Consider the following 17,197-nt stretch of genomic DNA (forward strand, 5'->3'; position numbering starts at 1 on the left):
ACTGCGGAGCGAGATTGTTCACAAAGCGTTGTAAACAATCCCGCCCAAGAGCCCTCATGTCGGAGATTTACAGAACCAGACCTCCCTGTTAGGGGGGGCGATGGGCGTCACCGCGTTCCTCGAGTGCTACGGCTCCGAAGACTTCGACCCGGCCTCGGGCGGCACCGGGCTCTTCGGGACCAAGGGCCTCCTCCCGCCCGCTTGGTTTCTCTTCTTCGACGCCGCGGACTTCGCCTCCGTGCGCTCGAAGCACGATGGCAGTACCTACTCGCTCCTCCGCCGCCCCGCGTCCCCGGCCGCCGCCCGCGCCCGCGAACGGCTCGAGGCGCTGAAGCCCCACATCACACCGGAGCTCGACGCCGTGCTGCGCTCGTTCCTCGCCGCCGTCGAGAAGGCTTGCGCTCCCCGCGGTCTCGGCAAGCTCCTCGACCGCCAGCGCGTGCTCGTCTTCAACACCCACCGCTTCGAATCCACCCGGGCCGAGCTCATCGCTTGCATCGGCTGGTTCGACACGTTCGCCGCGAAGGGCTACTCCGCTCGCCTCGCCACGCGCGCCGAGTCGATCTTCGACCCCTGCGACGGCCTCGACTTCGACGAAGACGACCGGAAGCTCGACGTCGGCGACCCAGACGCGCTCTGCGGCTGGCCCTCCAGCGTGACGGACTGGGCGCCCCCCGTCGCTCCGAAGCCGCCCCCGCCCAGCGCGGACGCCGGTTCTCTCGACGCCATCCTGGCGCGCCTGTGGGCCCATCCGGCGGACCTCGATGTTCGCCTCGCCTGCGCGAAAGAGCTGACCGCCCTCGGCGACCCTCGCGGCGAGTTCATCACCCTCGATTGCGCCGAGAAGCTCACCAACCGAAAGCTCGAGCGTCACGAGCAGCTCCTCGCCGACGAGCGTGTGCACCACCCCTTCCGCCGCGCGCGTACCTTCCACCGAGGCCTTCCGGTCGAAGTGGAGTGGAACGCCGCGCCCGGCGATCCCCTCGTCGGCCACCCCGCCTGGTCCACCGTCGAGAGCGTGATCTTCTCCGGCCCTGTCGCGCTGCTCCCGCCCGTGCGCCAGCTGCAGGCGACGCCCGCGCTCATCCGCGCCATCGACCGGCCGGTGCCCTACGTCTCCATCTGCATGAGCGACGACAAGGACCCCGCGGCCTGGGCGGCGCTCGAATCCACCGAGCGCTTCCCGAACCTCGTCGAGGTCCGCGTTGTCGCGCCCGCGACCGTCTGGCTCCCCGAAGCGGGGCAGCGGCTCATCGCGCGGAGGCCCTCGGTGCGGCTACACGCCGGCTCGCCCCTCGTGCCACTCCCTCCGCTCACTCCCCTCACGGCCGAAGAGCACGCCGCGCGCGTCGCGCGATGGACGAATCCGCCGGAGGCCCGCTTCCTCGAGGGGCCTCGCTACGACAACGGATTCAGCTGACCGGTTCACGGGCTCGTTTCGATCGCCCGCCCCGCGGCCGATGCGCCGAACATCGTGAAGTGAGACACACCACTCGTGAACCACCGAGCGACGCATGAACGCTTCAGAACGGAGCGGTGAACCGCTCCAAAACGGAGCAGCCTTCGCTCCAAAACGGAGCAGCCCTGGAAACGGAGGTGCCTCCTGCGCCCCGCACTGCTGAAGCCGCGGCGGCAGCAGCGGCAGCAGCCGCCGCCGACCTCGGCGACCCAGGATCCCCCGGATCCCGCCCCCTGAACGTCGCCCGCCTCCCCTGCAACCAAGCCTTTCACGATCCGGCGCCCAGCTTGGCGCCCCACCCCCCCGATGCTAGGGTCCGGCCCCCGGGCACGGATGCCGGATGCTCTTCAGAACCGCATGAAACGCGCGCTCATCACCGGCATCACGGGCCAGGACGGCTCGTACCTCGCGGAGCTCCTCCTGGCGAAGGGCTACGAGGTCCACGGCATCATCCGGCGCTCCTCCTCCTTCAACACCGAGCGCATCGACCACCTCTACCGCGACCCCCACGAGCGTGGCGTCCGCCTCTTCTTGCATCACGGCGACCTCAACGACGCCTCCTCCCTCCAGTCGATCCTCGCCGAGGTCCAGCCGGACGAGATCTACAACCTCGGCGCGCAGAGCCACGTCCGCGTCTCCTTCGACATCCCCGAGTACACCGGCGAGGTCACCGCCCTCGGCGCCATTCGCCTCCTCGAGGCCATGCGCAAGATGCGCGTCGCCGCGCGCTTCTACCAGGCGAGCTCGAGCGAACTCTACGGCAAGGTCGCCGAGATCCCCCAGCGCGAGACCACGCCCTTCCACCCGCGCAGCCCTTATGCTGCGGCCAAGGCGTATGCCTTTTACGTCGCGCAGAACTACCGCGAGGCGTACGGCATGCACATCTCGAACGGCATCCTCTTCAACCACGAGAGCGAGCGCCGCGGCGAGACCTTCGTCACCCGCAAGATCTCGCGCGCCGTCGGCCGCATCAAACATGGCCTCCAGCGTGACCTCTGGCTCGGCAACCTCGACGCCCGCCGCGACTGGGGCCACGCCGAGGACTACGTCGAGGCCATGTGGCTCATGCTCCAGCAGGACCAGGCCGACGATTACATCGTCGGCACGGGCGAAACCCACTCCGTACGCGAGTTCTTGGAGCTCGCGTTCCGCCATGCGGGCCTCGACTGGCAGGAGTACGTGCGCATCGATCCCAAGTATTTCCGGCCGGCCGAGGTCGACGTCCTCCTCGCGGACCCCACGAAAGCGCGGGAGAAGCTCGGATGGACGCCCAAGGTCTCGTTCCCGGAGCTCGTGCGGCGCATGGTGGATTCGGACCTCGAGCTCGCGGCGCGGGAAAAGCGGGCGCGGGGATGAACGCGGCGTTCGGGTACGTCAGCGGCAGGCCGGGCTCCGCGATCGACGAGGCCCGGTTTTCCCCCAATGCCGTGACGTCCCCCGACGGCCGTTTCACGGTCGTCTTCGAAGGCGACGTCGAAACCCCCGAAGGCGTCCTCGCCGCGTACGCCGCCCGCGGCAAGCGCGCGCTCGAAGAGCTTCGGGGCGGGTTTGCGCTGGGTCTTTGGGACGCGAACGAGCGGACGCTCCTCCTCGCGCGGGATCCGGTCGGCATCAAATCCCTCTACGTCGCGACGGCCCCCGGAAAGCTCGCCTTCGCCTTCGAGGTCTGGCCCCTCGCCGCGCGGGGTCTTGCCGAAAAACGGTTGTCTCGCCGCGCGGTCGCGAGCTTCCTCGCCACGGGCGCCGTCACCGAGCCCGACACCATCCTCGAAGGCGTCTCGCCCCTCCCTCCCGCGACGATCCTCACCTACCGCGACGGCCACGCACGCAGCGCCACGTACTGGGAGCTGCCGATCGAGCCCCGAACGACCGATCCGCGCGACGTCGAGGCCATGCTCGCCGAGGCCGCTTCGCCTGAGGCGACCACGCCCCGTACCCCCGACGAGCGCGAGATCACGGAGGCCATCGAGGCGCTCGATCAACCATCCACCTCGTTCCTCCCCGCCTTCCGCGCCGCGAAATCAGCGGGCGTGGCGGCCTTTTCTGACCTCGGCCGGAGCGCAATTTTCCCCGCGGCGAGCCGCGTCCTGCACTTCGGAGCGCTCTTCGCAAAGGACCGGTCCGTCGAGCGCGCCTACGCCGGGCTCCGCTGCACGGAAATGACGGACGCGGTCGCCGCGGCCTCCTTTCGCGACGGTGGAATCGCCACGCACCCGAACCTGCTCCTCCTCGAAGGCACCGCGCTCTTGCCGGTCAGGATCCCAGAGAAGCTCGAGCCCTCCCTCGCGCGTCGAAACATCCGCCTCGATCGCGCGCTCGCCGCGCTCGACCTCGCGAACGACCTCCACGGCACGGCGCTCCGCGACGCCGACCTCGCATGCCGCCGCCATGGCCTCTCGCTCCGCGCCCCGCTCCTCGATCGCGCCGTCGTGGAACGCGCCCTCGCCCTCCCGCTCCCCGGCACGCTCCGCCATACCCGTGCCCGCCCGACGCCCGCGCCTCCGCTCGTCGCGTGGCTCCGGGGCCCGCTCCGCGCCTGGGCCGAACGAAAGCTCCTCGACGAGGCCCGGCGCTATGCTCCCTTCCTCGACGCACACGTCCTCGCCGTTCTCTGGCGCGGCCTCTTCGACGACAAAGGCACCTACGCCGCGCCCAACCTCTTCGCCTGGGCCACGCTCATCGCCTATCTGCAAAGCCATGACGCATCGATCTGACGGAGGACTCTGCTGACATGGGACTCGGCGCAGCACGCAAGACCGCGCTCGTCACGGGCGCCGCGGGTTTCCTCGGCTCGCACCTCGTCGATCGATTGCTCGACGAGGGCTACGAGGTCGTCGGCATCGACAACCTCATGACCGGCGACCTCGAAAACCTCGAGCGCGCCGGCCGCGACCCGCATTTCCACTTCCAGATGGGCGACGTCCGCGAGCCCATTCACGTCTACGCCGAGCTCGTCTTCAACTTCGCCTGCCCCGCCTCGCCCATTCATTACCAGAGCGACCCGCACGCCACGCTCACCACGAGCGTCATGGGCGCCCTCCGCCTCGTCGAAATGGCCCGCGGCCGCCGCTGCACCATCATCCACGCCTCCACCTCCGAGGTCTACGGCGACCCCACGGTCCACCCCCAGCCCGAGAGCTACTGGGGCAACGTCAATCCCATCGGCGACCGCTCCTGCTACGACGAAGGAAAACGTTGCGCCGAGACCCTCCTCAACGACGCCCGCCGCGCCTGGGGCGTCGACGTCCGCATCGCGCGCATCTTCAACACCTATGGCCCGCGCATGGCCTTCGACGACGGCCGCGTCGTCTCCAATTTCATCGTCCAGACGCTCCGGGGCAAACCCCTCACCCTCTTCGGCGACGGCAAGCAAACCCGCTCCTTCTGCTTCGTGCAGGACCTCGTCGAAGGCATCCTCGCCCTCGCCCGCTTCGGGCCGATCGAGAGCCCCGTGAACCTCGGCAACCCCGAAGAGTTCACCATTCGCGAGCTCGCCGAAGAAGTCCTCCGCCTCCTCGGCTCCGACCTCGAAATCATCCACGCGCCCTTGCCCGCCGACGACCCGCGCCAGCGCAAGCCCGACATCACCCGCGCCCGCGAGCTCTTCGGCTTCTCCCCGCGCGTCGGCCTCCGCGAAGGCCTCCGCGCCACCGTCGCCGATTTCCAGACCCGGCTCGCCGAGCGCAGCCCGAAAGGACGATAGGCCCGCCATGGTCCGGATCGCGATCCTCGCGACGCACCCGATCCAGTACCAGGCGCCGCTCTACCGCGCCCTCGCCGCCCGCGAAGACGTCGCGATCAAGCTCTTCTTCTGCTGGGACTTCGGCGTCAAGGAGACCCGCGACCCCGGCTTCGGCAAGACCATCCGCTGGGACGTCCCCCTCCTCGAAGGCTACGACCACGAATTCGTGCCGAACGTCTCGAAGCGCCCCGGCACGGACCATTTCTTCGGCCTCGTCAATCCCGGCGCCTTCGCGCGCATGTCCGCCTTCCGCCCCGACGTCATCATCGTCCACGGCTATGCCCATGCCACCGAGCACGACGTCATGGTGCGGGCCCGCAGAAAGGGCATCCCCGTCCTCCTCCGCGGCGAATCGAACCTGCTCGCCGAGCGCCCCGCGCACATCAGCCTCGCCAAGCGCCTCGCCTTGCCCCCGATCTTCCGCCGCCTCGGCGGCGCCCTCGCGATCGGCACCCTCTCCGCGCAATACTTCGAGCATTACGGCGTCCCGAAAGACCGCGTCTTCATCGCGCCCTACACCGTCGACAATTCGTTCTTCCAGTCCCAGGCCGGCACCGTCCGCGAAGAGGCCCGCGCCTTCCGCAAGGAGCTCGGCATTCCCGAGGACGACCTCGTCGTCAATTACGCCGCCAAGCTCATCCCCGTGAAGGGCTGCGCCGACCTGATCCGCGCCTTCGCCGCGCGCCCGCGCCCGAATGCCCACCTCGTCCTCGTCGGCGACGGCCCGCTTCGGGGCGAGCTCGAATCCCTCGCCCGCTCTCTCTCCGCCCGCGTCCATTTCGTCGGCTTCGTCAACCAGAAGCGCATGCCGGCCGCGTATGCCCTCGGCGACGTCTTCGCCTTGCCCTCGCGCTTCGAGCCCTGGGGCCTCGCCGTCAACGAGGCCATGAACCTCGGCCTCCCGATCATCGCCTCCGATCAGGTCGGCGCCGTCCCCGACCTCGTCGGCCCTGACAATGGCTGGGTCTTCCCCGCGGGCAGCGTCCCCGCGCTGACGCGTGTCCTCGACGAGGCCCTCGCGCACCACGACGCCCGCGTCGCTCGCGGAAAAGCCTCCCTGCGCCGCATCGCCGCGTGGGACATCCCTCACACCGCCGAAGGCTTCGTCCGCGCGGCCCGCGCCGTCTGGTCGCGCTCATGAAGCTCGCGCTGCTCTGCCCCGACCTCGTCGACGCGCCCCACGGCGGCATCCCCACCGTGAGCCGCCAGATCCTCCGCCAGCTCGAACGTATCGCCGCGGAGCGCCGCGTCCCTCTCGACTACGACGTCTGGGCCCTGCACGACGCGCCCCACGAAGGGCGCGACGTCGCGCGCGAAGTCGGCCTCCAAAAACCCCCGCGACGCTTCCTCTCTTTCAGCGGCTCACGCCTCGGCATGCTCGCCGCCGCCGCGCGCGAGCGCTCGGACGCCGACCTCGTCTTCACGACCCACATCGGCCTCGGCCCCGTCGCGCGCCTCCTCCGCCCGCGCGACGTCCCCGTGGTGCAGTTCCTCCACGGCGTCGAGTGCTGGCGCCCCTTGCCTGCTCACCAGCGCGTCGGTATTTGGGGCACCAACCTTTTGATCAGCAACAGCGCCTTCACGCTCGGCCGCTTCCTCGACTGGAACCCCGAACATCGAGCCACCCCGAGCAAGGTCTGCTGGCTTGGACTCTCGAACGATCGCGCAGTCGACGCTCGGGGGCTACGCTCGGACAAGCCGAGCTACGCCCCCGAACCCCCGCATGAAATCGCGCCTCCGCCCGAAGACGCCGGCCTCTCCGCCCTGATCGTCGGCCGCATCCACCCCGAGGAGCGCTACAAGGGCCACGCCGAGCTCATCTCGATCTGGAACCACGTCCGCCGCCAGTGCCCCGGCGCGCGCCTCGACATCGTCGGCGACGGCGCCGCGCGCCCCGCGTACGAAGCCCAGGCCAAACGCCTCGGCCTGCTCGAAAGCGGCGCCGTCCGCTTCTGGGGCCGCATCCCCGACGACGAGCTCCGCGCCCTCTACCAGCGCACCACCGTCTTCGCCATGCCGAGCCGCGGCGAGGGCTTCGGCCTCGTCTACCTCGAAGCCATGGCCGCGGGCGTCCCGTGCATCGGCTCGCTCGACGACGCCGCGCGCGAGGTCATCGTCGACGGCGAGACCGGCCTCTCCGTGCGGTACGGCGATCACGAGGGCCTCGCGCGTGCCCTCGTCGAGCTCTTCAGCGACGCCGCCTTCCGCGCCCGCCTCGGCCACGCCGCCCGCGCGCGTGTCCTCGCCTCGTTCACCGAGGACCATTTCGGCGCGCGCATCTGGGACGCCCTCGCCGAGCTCCATCCCCGAGCCTTCGCGGCAGGCACCGTATGAGCGCCGCGGGTGCCGAGCATCCGGGGGGTTCGGGGCGTAGGACGCCGGAGGCGATCCGCAGCCCCGAGCGGCAACAGACCGAACGGCTCGGCGCGCCCGGCATGGCCGAGCGTGTCCTTCGTGGCGTCGCCGCGATGAGCGTCGTCGCCATCGTCAGCTACATCGGCCAGTTCCTCGTCATCCCCATCGGCATGCACGCCTGGGGCCCTGCGCGTTATGGCGAATGGACCTCGCTCTCGGCCCTCGTTGCGTTCCTGACGATGACCGACCTCGGCGTCCAATCGCATGTCGTCAACCGCATGTGCGCGCATCACGCGCGCGGCGACCACGACCTCTTCCTCGCCGACCTCCACAGCGCCCTCCGCCTGCAAGCCCCGCTCGCGATCGGCATCTGGGTCCTCGCCGCGATCGTCACTGCGGTCTTGCCGCTCGAAACGTGGCTCGGCATCACCACCGCGACGCACCTCGAGACGTACCTCACGCTCGCGCTCCTCGGCATCGAGCTCCTCATGGGCGTCCCGCTCGGCGCCGTCCGCGGCACCTACCGCGCCACCGGCCAGCTCGTCCGCGCCGCTTACCTCACGGCCTTGAAGCGCGCCGTCGAGATGGCCTTGCCCGCCGCGCTCATGCTCGCCGGCGCGCGTTTCCCTGTCGTCGCGCTCGCCCGTGTCGTCTGGGCCCTCGCGCTCGACGCGTACGTCCTGCGCGACCTCCACCGGCAAAACCCCTGGTTCCGCCTCACGCCCCTCGGCGGCGATCGCGCGGCGGGCCTGCGCATGCTCGCGCCCGGCGCGCTCTTCTTGCTCGCGGGCCTCGGCGAGTTCCTCGCCAACCAGGGCAACCTCCTCGTCGTCCAGTCCGTCATCGGCGGCGAGGAGGTCTCTCGGTTCACGACCCATCGCAACATCGCGAACATGGGCCGCATGCTCTCGATCCAGTTCACGACCGTCGTCTGGCCCGAGCTCACCGCGCTCGACGCCCTCGGCGATCCCTCGCGCCTCGTCCGCGCGCATCGCACCACGGCCAAGCTCTCGGGCTTCGTCATCGGCCTCGCGCTCCTCGGCTTCTTGCCCCTCGCCGAGCCCGTCTACTCCGCGTGGACGCTGAAAAAACTCTCGCTCGACTTCCCCACGCTCGGGATGCTCGTCACGCAGGCCATCCTCTGGGGGTTCTGGGGCGTCGGCTCCACCGCGCTCCTCGCGACGAACCGCCAGGGCCGCGTCGCGGTCCTGCTCACGGCGAACGCAGCCCTCGTGTTCGCCCTGTCCGTCCTCCTCGTCCCGCGCTTCGGCATGCGTGGCGTCGCGGCCGCCGCGCTCCTCGCGGATCTCGCCCTCGCGGCCTGGATCGTCCCGCGCGCCGCGTGCCAGGCGCTCGGCGATCGGTTCAGCGGCTACGCCCGTGAAATCCTGGGCGCGCTCGGCCTCGGCTTGCTCGTCCCGGCCGCGGCCTCGGCCGTCCTTTGGTTCTTCCTCCCCGAGGGTCTCTTGCGGGCCATCGTCGTGCCGCCCGTCTTCGGCGCCCTCGCGCTTTTGCTCTTCTGGATCGCGCTCGCCCCCGAGGAGCGCGAAACTGCCCGGGGGATCGCCGGGAAAATCCGTCGAAAGCTCGGCGGCACACGGGGAGATGCCGCATGATCCCGACCAGCGACACGAAGGACAAAGCCTCATGAAAGACAAACACATCCTCGTGACGGGAGGCTTCGGCTTCCTGGGCAGCCATCTCGTCGAGCGCCTGCTCACCGACGAAGACGCGCGCGTCCACGTCGTCGACAACCTCAGCACGAGCCCCCTCGATCACGAGGCCTACGTGCGCCGCGTGAACGACCCGCGCCTCACGTACGACATCCTCTCCATCGAGGACTATTTCGCGCGCGGCTCGTTCGCGCCGTTCTCCGAGATCTATCACCTCGCCTCGGTCGTCGGCCCTGTCGGCGTCCTCGGGCACGCCGGCAAGATCACGAAGAGCATCACGGACGACACCTACCGCGTCATCGACATCGCGAACCGCTCTGGCGCGCGCCTCTGCGACGTCTCCACGAGCGAGATCTACGGCGGCGGCCGCGACGGTTATTGCTCCGAGAACGACAACAAGATCATCACGCCCAAGATCTCGGTCCGCCTCGAGTACGCCGTGGCCAAGCTCGCGTGCGAGATCGCGCTCGTCAACACGTGCAAGGTCTCGGACCTCTTCGCCGTGATCATCCGCCCCTTCAACATCGCGGGCCCGCGCCAGTCGGGCAAGGGCGGGTTCGTCTTGCCGCGCTTCATCAAGCAATGCCTCGCGGCCGAGCCGCTCACGGTCTACGGCGACGGCAGCATGATCCGCGCCTTCACGCACGTCGTCGACGTCGCCGAGGGCATCGTCCGGGCCTTGCGCCTCGGCCGTCGCGGCGAGGCCTACAACATCGGCAACCCGCAGAACAAGATCAGCATCCGCGACCTCGCCGAGCGCACCGTGCGCCTCACCGCCTCCGAGAGCCGCATCGATTACGTCGACCCGAAGGCCCTCTTCGGCCCGCTCTTCGAGGAGGCGAACGACAAGTACCCGGACGCCGACAAGGCCATGGGCGAGCTCGGCTGGCGTCCTCGCTTCGACCTCGACACCGTCATTCGCGACAGCGTGGAGTACATTCGTGCGGGGCGCCTCGACTGAAATTCCTTTGCCTTCGAAGCTCTCACCGAGGCCGCATCGTGGCGACGGAGACGTGCGCCCGCGCGTCTCCGTCGTGATGCCGACGTACAAGCGCGCGCGCCTCCTCGGCGCCACGTTGCGCTCGATCCTCGCCCAGACGTATGGCGATTTCGAGCTCCTCGTCCGCGACGACGGCCCGGGCGACGACGGCACCGAGCAGGCCGTGCGCGAGGCCGCGGCCGGCGATCCGCGCGTCAGGTACCACCACAATCCGAAGAACCTGCGCATGCCGGCGAACCTCAACGCCGGCATCGAGGACGCCGTCGGCGAGCTCATCGCGGTTTGCCACGACCACGACCTCTACCACCCCGAATTCCTCGCCGAGCTCGTGCGCCTGCTCGACCGCCACCCGCGCGCGCTCTTCGCGCACACGGGCCTCGAAATGGTCGACCAGGACGACCGCCCCCTCGGCGCCGTGCACATCGGCCCCTGGCCCGAGCTCACGCGCGGCCGTGCTTGGCTCGGCTTCATGCTCCGGAGCTTCAGCTCCCCGGTCTGCGCGTTGACCCTCGTCCGGCGCGAGGCGCACGAGCGATATGGCCTCTACGACCCCGCCTTCGGCTTCATCGCCGACGTCGAGATGTGGATGCGCCTCTGCGAGCACGGCGACGTCGCGTATGCCGCGCGCCCCCTCGTCCGCGTGCGCAATCGCGAGGACGGCCACGACGTCGACGTCAATCCCTGGCCGATCCACGCGTTCTCGTTCGCCATTCACCGCAAGTACGTCCCGCGCCATTTTCAAGGCCCGTTGCGCCTCGCCAAGGAGGCTGCGCTCGCGCTCCGCGCGGACCGGCAAGTCCTCCACGAGGTCGCCTCGCGCCTCCGTCACGGAAAACCCATCGGCCTCGGCGCCTCGCTCGGCCCCCTGCGCGACCATGCGGGCCCGCTCTCGCGCGCCCTTTTGCCCCTCGTGGGCCCGCTCGAATCCCTGCCTCAGCGCTTGGGGCTTCGGATCGCCTTCGGCGTCCTGCGCCCCAAACCCCCGGAGAAACGCTCGTGAAGACCTCGCTCCTCGTCGGCCAGAGCCCCCTCGGCATGATCCCGCGTATCCTCGACGAGATCGAGGGCAGCCGGATCCTCGACGTCGGCTGCGGCGTCGGCGTCTATGGCTTCATGCTCCGGCACCGCTGGCAGGACACGCCGATCGGCTTTCGCCAGGTCCGCGATTACGACCGCCGCGACCCGCGCCTCGACGAGCCCGAGCTCTTGAGCGGCTGCGACCTCACGGTCCACAACCTCCGCCGCACCGCCCATCACCGGAGCTACGACGAGCTCGTCCTCGCCAGCGCCGACGCCCTCCCCTACCCCGACGATTACGTCGACACCCTCCTCTGCATCGAGGTCCTCGAGCACCTCGACAAACCCGCGGCCCTGCGCGCCCTCCGCGATTTCGAGCGCATCGCCCGCAAGCGCATCGTCATCACCGTCCCGCGCGAGTCGCTCGACCCGCACACGGGCCACGACGAGCGCGCCTTCTTGCGCCTCGACACCCCCGACCCCGACGTCCAGGCCTGGACCTTCGCCGAGACGCACCGCTCCGCCTTCAGCCCGGCCGAGCTCCGCTCGCTCGGCTTTCGTTGCGGCCGCAAGGTCGAGCCGGGCCCGCGCGCCCCGCTCCAGCTCGCGATGGCCCTCTGGCAGACCTACGGCCCGCCCGGCGGCCAGCTCCTCGCCGTGAAGGACCTCGACAAACCCGAGCGCGAAAGCCACGGTGCCCTCCCCCAGGCGCCCACGACGACCGAGGGATTCCCCGATTACCGGCCTGCGGAGCGCCGCCCCGCGCATACCCCTGCCGCCGAGGTCGGCTGAACCGCACGCCGCATGGACGCGACGCTGGACAGGCCCTTCACGCCCGCCAAGGGCGCCCACGCGGGAGGACTCCTCGACCGTCGTTATGGCCCGCTCGTCCCGCATGCGCTCCTCGTGTTCATCGGCTTCGTCACGCTCTGGCTCGCCGACGAGCCCGCCACCACGCTCTACGTCACCGGCGCCGCCGTCTGCGTCGCCTTTCCGTGGATCATCCTCCTCGAGGTTCGACGCGCGCCGCTCGGCCTGAGCCCCATCTCCTTTTATTTTGGCTGGAACACCGTGGCGCTCGGCTTCGCGGCCATCCACCACGGAAACAAGCTCGCCGATGGCATCCCCATTCGTTTCAGCGTCCAGACGATCTACCCGGACGAGCTCGCCGGGGGGTATGTCATGTACCTCCTCGGCTCGTTCGCGCTCCACGCGGGGCTCCAATTCATGCGCCCGCTCTCGAGGCCGGGCGAGCGCTCGCCGCCCGTGGGCTCGGGCTTCTTGCTCCTCTGGGCGATCGGCGCCTTCTTGCGCATCATCGGCCCTGCCATCAGCGTCGGCGGATTCGGCGCCTTCAGCGGCCTCGTGCAATGGGGTTCGCTCACGGCCCTCACCGCCTACGTCGTCCACCAGGGCGAAAATCACCGGCGCGCCTCGTTCTGGATCATCTTCGCGCTCGGCACCGCCCTCGAGTTCGCCGTCAACCTGCGCGCGGGCTCGAAGGCGTTCCTCATGTTCAGCTTCCTCCCGGCCGGCCTCCTCTTTGCGCGCCAGCGGCCCTTGCGCCGCTGGCTCCCGGTCCTCGGCATTGCCCTCAGCGTCTTTTACCTCGGCGTCGTCGCGCCCGTCGTCGCCGCCTCCCGCCAGGCGGCCGAGGTCTCCGGCGAGAACACGAGCGACCGCATCGTCCGCACCTACGCGCAAGGCGATTATGAGACCGGCGACGGCATCGAGGAGCAGGCCACCGCCTTCTTCGAGCGCTCCTTCGAACCCATCCCCGCGTCCTTCCTCTACGGCGAGGTCGAGCGGCACGGCCTTCGCTTGGGCGAGACCTTCGATTACCTCGCCTACGCCTTCGTCCCCCGCCTCTTCTGGCCCGACAAACCCACCGTCTCCCGCGGCGGCTGGTTCTACTATTACATTGGCGCCGCCCGATCCGAGGCCGAGGCCACGACCTCGATCGCGCAGACCGCCGCCGGCGAGCTCTACTGGAACTTCGGCTTCCCCGGGGTCCTCTTCGGCATGGGCGCGATCGGCGCCCTGTTCGGCTTCCTCTGGCGGCTCACGACGCCGTTCCCCGAGCAGGATCCCATCCGGCTCGTGCTTTACATCGCCCTCGTCTTCAACATGATCGACATGGCCGAGGCGGGCACCACCCTCGTCAACATCGTGTTCCGCGCCCTCGTCCTCGTCCCCTCGATGCTCCTCCTCGACCGCACGGCGCGAAAGCGCGCGGAAGCCGCCCCTCCCGGGGCGCGAGCCTTGTCATGATCCCCGCCGCCCTCTCCCGCTTCGCCCACGCCTTGCCGCCGGTTTGTCACGCGCGATTGCCTCGCACCGGCCTCGGCAACATGCTCCTCGTCTGGGCGCGCGCGGCGGCGTTCGCCGAGCTCAATGGATTGCCCCTCGTCACCACGGGCTTCGCGGCCGTGCGCCTCGGCCCGTGGCTCCGCGGCGAGCGCCAGAAGCGCATTTACGTCGCCGACTTCCTCCCGCCCCACCCGGCGCGCCTCGCGCACGCCACCACGCTCGCGCTCGCGGGCCGCGTCGTCCGCGAGCCTCCCGTGGCGCGCCTCCCCGAGGACGCCGATCGAAAGGGCACCGTCTACGTCTACGACGCCCTCCCCGACTTCTTCATGAGCTTCGCCGAGCACCGCGATTTCCTGCGCCGGCGCCTCCTCGCGATGCTCGCGCCCGCGCGCCGGAGGGCCCTCGACGCGGCCGAGGCTCCTTTCATCGGCGTCCACGTCCGCGGCGGTGATTTCGGCCCGATCGCGCCGGGCCACGACCTCTCCCGCTCCCTCGGCCCCACGCCGCTCTCCCATTTCATGCGGCTCATCGAGGGCATTCGCGCGATCGTCGGCGCGCCCGTGCCCGTCACCGTCTTCTCCGATTCGAGCGACCACGAGCTCGCCCCCTTGCTCGCATTGCCGCGGACCACACGCGCCCCCGAGCGCCCGGCCATCGTCGACCTCCTCTTGCTCGCGCGGAGCCGCGTCGTCATTCCCTCCGCGTGGAGCACCTTCAGCATGTGGTCCGCTTTCCTCTCCGACGCCCCCGTCCTGCTCCACCCCATGGAACACGAGCACCTCCGCTCGATCCGCCCCGCCTCCCTCAATCGCCGCTTCTACGAGGGCACCGTCCCTGAAAACATCGCCGATTGGCCGCCGCTCCTCCGCGAGAACCTTGCCGCCTTGAAGACGAGGCTCCCGTGAGCGGCCTCTTCGAGATCGACCGATGAGCGAGGGACGAGGCACGACCGAGCCGGCCCGCATTGCCGGCCTCGACACGCTCCGCTTCGTCGCGGCGGCGATGGTCGTCCTCAGCCACCTCGGCCCGCCGCCCTTGCTCGCGGGCCTCGAACGCACCCACCGCGTCTCGTGGTTCCTCTCCGCCTCGTATGGCGTCGCCTGGAACGGCCCGGCCGCGGTCATCGTCTTTTTCGTCATCTCGGGCCTCTGCATCCACTGGCCCACGCTCACGCGGCGCCCGTACTGGCCCGAGTATTTCGCTCGCCGCTACGTCCGGATCGGCATCCCCCTCCTCGCCTCGATCGCCCTCTCCTCCGCCGTCGGCATTCCCTACGTCGGCCTCTCCGAGTCGATTCTGTGGAGCCTCCAGTGCGAGCTCGTCTATTACACCCTCTATCCGATCCTCCTCGCGCTTCGTGATCGATTCGGATGGCGCCCGCTCGTCGCCGCCTCGTTTGCCCTCGCGACCGCGGTGATCGTCCTCGTCGATCCCCGCGCGCTCCCGTATCCGGCGTATGGCTGGGCGCTGCAATGGGTCATCGGCTTGCCTTGCTGGCTGCTCGGCTGCCTGCTCGCCGAGCGGATCCGCGAACGCCCGGCCCGACCGCACCCCCGCATCTGGGCATGGCGCCTCGCCGTCTGGCTCGCGAGCGCGGTGGCCCTCGCGCTCCGGTTTCATTCGCCGATCGGGTATCCCTGGACGCTGAACGCCTTCTCGCTCCTCGTGTACGCGTGGCTCCTCGTGGAGATCCCGCACCTCGCGACCGTGCGCGTGCCACGCTTCTCCGAGCGCCTCGGCCTCTTCAGCTATTCGCTTTACCTCGTCCACCTCGCCGCGTGGGAGGTCTTCAAGAAATACTATCGCTTGAAGCTCGGCTACTTCGTCGACTGGTCGCTCCTCATGGCCCTCTCGCTCGGCGTCTCGTACCTCTTTTTCCTGATCTGCGAGGACCCCTCACAGAAGCTCGCGCGACGCCTCGCGAAATCCCTCCGCCCGAAACCCGCGGCGCCCCTCCCGACCGCCTGACGCGCGCCATGCGCTCGAACCACCGCGCCGCCGCGATCCTCGCATTCACCTTCGCCGCCGGCGCGCTCGCCGGCGCGCTCGTCATGCGCCGCGTGGACAACCGCGCCTCCTCTCCGCGCCCCGAGGCCACGGTCCCCGCCCGCGTCCCCCTCCCGCCCGAGCACCTCGGCGCGCTCTCGCTCTTCGTCCTCGCCGGCCAGTCCAACATGTCGGGCCGTGCGCCCCTGCCAAACCCACTCCCACCGGCCATCCCCGGCGTCTATGTCTTTGGCAATGACGGCCGCTGGCACGAAGGCCGCGAGCCCGTCGATTTCGCCGAGGGCCAGATCGACGACGTCTCCGCCGACCCCGGCGCGGGCGCCGGCCCCGCCGCGGCGTTCGCGGACGCGCTCCGCGACAGACGCAAAGATCGCCCAATCGGCCTCGTCCCTTGCGCGAAAGGTGGCTCGTCCCTCGCGGAATGGCGCCGCCAGCTCGACGAGAACACGCTGTACGGCTCGTGCTTGAAGCGCGCCCGCGCGGCGTCCACCGCGGGCACGATGGCCGGCGTCCTCTTCTTCCAGGGCGAAACGGACGCCATGGATCCCGCCCTCACGGCGGCGGACGCGCACCCCGACCCATCGAACTGGGCCGCCGCATTCGCATCCTTCGTCGCCGACCTCCGCCGCGACCTCGGCGCGCCCGATCTCCCCATCGTCTTCGCCGAGCTCGGCCCGCGGCCTACGGACGGCCGATTCCCCGCGTGGGAGCGCGTCAAGGAGCAGCAACGCGCCGTCACGATTCCCGGCGTCGCGCGCATTCGTACGGACGACCTGCCGCTTCAGGATGCCGTGCATTTTGGGTTCGAAGGGTACGAGGCCATCGGGAAGCGGTTTGCCGAGGCGATGGATGGGCTTTTGCGACGGTAGCGGGGCGGGGGCCTATTCGTCGACGACCCGGATAGGGAACCAGTCGAACCCGGTCACGCCTGCGTCGCGGAAAATGCCCCAGACCTTGGGGGTGATGAGGAATGCTGGGTAGGGGAGAACGGAGTCGCTCACGTCGCCGTTGAAGTCCACGTGACCGAGCCATTCCCAGGTCACATTTACATCGCGAATATCGACCACGTCCGAGGCGCGGTACACGATGCGGGTGGGGATCTCGGGGCGCGTCGTGAAGCTACTACGCCCGCACGGGCACGGTTTGTAGGGTTCGAGGCCAGTCGTTCGGGGCGACATCGGCGGCAAGATGTGCGTGGCGCAGAGCTGACGCCACGGGAGCTGGAAGTGCCCCCGTTTCTCGAACGCCGCGAAGACGCTCCGGAACGAAAACCCGGTGGCGCCGCTCTCCGCCAGCGTACGGGCCATTGCTTCGTCGACAAGGATGTCATTGTAGCAGGTCGCTGCCACCCGCCGGCCTTCGAGGATATGGAGGTACTCGCCGTCGACAACCATTGCGGACGTCTGCCGGGCACCGGCACCACAGCGCCTGCACGCTTCGGACATGTCGTAGGTCGTACCCACCCGCGGTCCCGCGAAGACCGTGTCGTGCATGTTGTAGAACATCAGTAAGTCCTCGCCCACCACCGTCTGGACGACCATCCGCGCCCATGGCAGGCGCCACGTGCGCGGCACGCGCATGCTCGCCGCGCCGGCGTGCGCTCGGCGGGTTCGTCGCAGCCGCACAATAACCGT

The 17,197-nt window shown here is 69.7% G+C and carries 15 protein-coding genes; 14 read left to right on the forward strand and 1 reads right to left on the reverse strand.

Annotated features, from left to right (window positions below; translation table 11 throughout):
• Positions 1–100 precede the first annotated feature (100 nt).
• From QHF83_RS32955 to QHF83_RS33020, 14 genes are all read left to right on the forward strand, one after another.
• Positions 101–1,420, forward strand: a complete 1,320-nt coding sequence (locus QHF83_RS32955; RefSeq protein WP_282421972.1) for a hypothetical protein — start codon at positions 101–103, stop codon at positions 1,418–1,420.
• A 396-nt stretch (positions 1,421–1,816) separates the two neighbouring features.
• On the forward strand, positions 1,817–2,815 hold the full coding sequence (gmd, locus tag QHF83_RS32960; RefSeq protein WP_282421973.1) for a GDP-mannose 4,6-dehydratase: 999 nt from the start codon (positions 1,817–1,819) through the stop codon (positions 2,813–2,815).
• Positions 2,812–4,173 carry an asparagine synthase-related protein gene (locus QHF83_RS32965; protein WP_282421974.1) on the forward strand — a complete coding sequence of 454 codons (1,362 nt, stop codon included), beginning with the start codon at positions 2,812–2,814 and terminating at the stop codon, positions 4,171–4,173. The genes gmd and QHF83_RS32965 overlap by 4 nt, the downstream gene beginning before the upstream one ends.
• Positions 4,174–4,190: 17 nt before the next feature.
• Entirely contained in the window at positions 4,191–5,162 is a 972-nt protein-coding gene (locus QHF83_RS32970; protein ID WP_282421975.1) for a UDP-glucuronic acid decarboxylase family protein, read from the forward strand.
• A 7-nt stretch (positions 5,163–5,169) separates the two neighbouring features.
• A complete protein-coding gene (locus QHF83_RS32975) occupies positions 5,170–6,342 on the forward strand; it encodes a glycosyltransferase family 4 protein (RefSeq protein ID WP_282421976.1) in 1,173 nt (390 codons plus the stop codon).
• Positions 6,339–7,535 carry a glycosyltransferase family 4 protein gene (locus QHF83_RS32980; protein ID WP_282421977.1) on the forward strand — a complete coding sequence of 399 codons (1,197 nt, stop codon included), beginning with the start codon at positions 6,339–6,341 and terminating at the stop codon, positions 7,533–7,535. Before QHF83_RS32975 ends, QHF83_RS32980 begins: the two co-directional genes overlap by 4 nt.
• Positions 7,532–9,172 carry a lipopolysaccharide biosynthesis protein gene (locus QHF83_RS32985; protein WP_282421978.1) on the forward strand — a complete coding sequence of 547 codons (1,641 nt, stop codon included), beginning with the start codon at positions 7,532–7,534 and terminating at the stop codon, positions 9,170–9,172. The genes QHF83_RS32980 and QHF83_RS32985 overlap by 4 nt, the downstream gene beginning before the upstream one ends.
• Before the next feature lie 31 nt (positions 9,173–9,203).
• Positions 9,204–10,190: an NAD-dependent epimerase/dehydratase family protein gene (locus tag QHF83_RS32990; protein WP_282421979.1), complete on the forward strand. Its 987-nt coding sequence runs from the start codon at positions 9,204–9,206 to the stop codon at positions 10,188–10,190.
• 52 nt (positions 10,191–10,242) lie between these two features.
• Positions 10,243–11,229 (forward strand): glycosyltransferase family 2 protein, encoded by a 987-nt coding sequence (locus tag QHF83_RS32995; protein WP_282421980.1) that lies wholly within the window; start codon positions 10,243–10,245, stop codon positions 11,227–11,229.
• The gene (locus QHF83_RS33000) at positions 11,226–12,038 is read left to right on the forward strand and encodes a class I SAM-dependent methyltransferase (protein ID WP_282421981.1); all 813 of its coding nucleotides are present in this window, start codon (positions 11,226–11,228) and stop codon (positions 12,036–12,038) included. The genes QHF83_RS32995 and QHF83_RS33000 overlap by 4 nt, the downstream gene beginning before the upstream one ends.
• Positions 12,039–12,050: 12 nt before the next feature.
• Complete coding sequence (locus QHF83_RS33005) at positions 12,051–13,517, forward strand: hypothetical protein (RefSeq protein WP_282421982.1); 1,467 nt, start codon at positions 12,051–12,053, stop codon at positions 13,515–13,517.
• Positions 13,514–14,461, forward strand: a complete 948-nt coding sequence (locus QHF83_RS33010; RefSeq protein ID WP_282421983.1) for a hypothetical protein — start codon at positions 13,514–13,516, stop codon at positions 14,459–14,461. Before QHF83_RS33005 ends, QHF83_RS33010 begins: the two co-directional genes overlap by 4 nt.
• Positions 14,462–14,483: 22 nt before the next feature.
• Positions 14,484–15,524 (forward strand): acyltransferase, encoded by a 1,041-nt coding sequence (locus tag QHF83_RS33015; protein ID WP_282421984.1) that lies wholly within the window; start codon positions 14,484–14,486, stop codon positions 15,522–15,524.
• Positions 15,525–15,532: 8 nt separating this feature from the next.
• Positions 15,533–16,432: a sialate O-acetylesterase gene (locus QHF83_RS33020; protein WP_282421985.1), complete on the forward strand. Its 900-nt coding sequence runs from the start codon at positions 15,533–15,535 to the stop codon at positions 16,430–16,432.
• 12 nt (positions 16,433–16,444) lie between these two features.
• Here the strand turns inward: QHF83_RS33020 and QHF83_RS33025 are convergent.
• On the reverse strand, positions 16,445–17,197 hold a 753-nt coding region (locus tag QHF83_RS33025), incomplete at its 5' end, for a hypothetical protein (protein WP_282421986.1).

The organism is Polyangium sp. 15x6, assembly GCF_029960785.1.
Classification (GTDB): Bacteria; Myxococcota_A; Polyangia; order Polyangiales; family Polyangiaceae; genus Polyangium.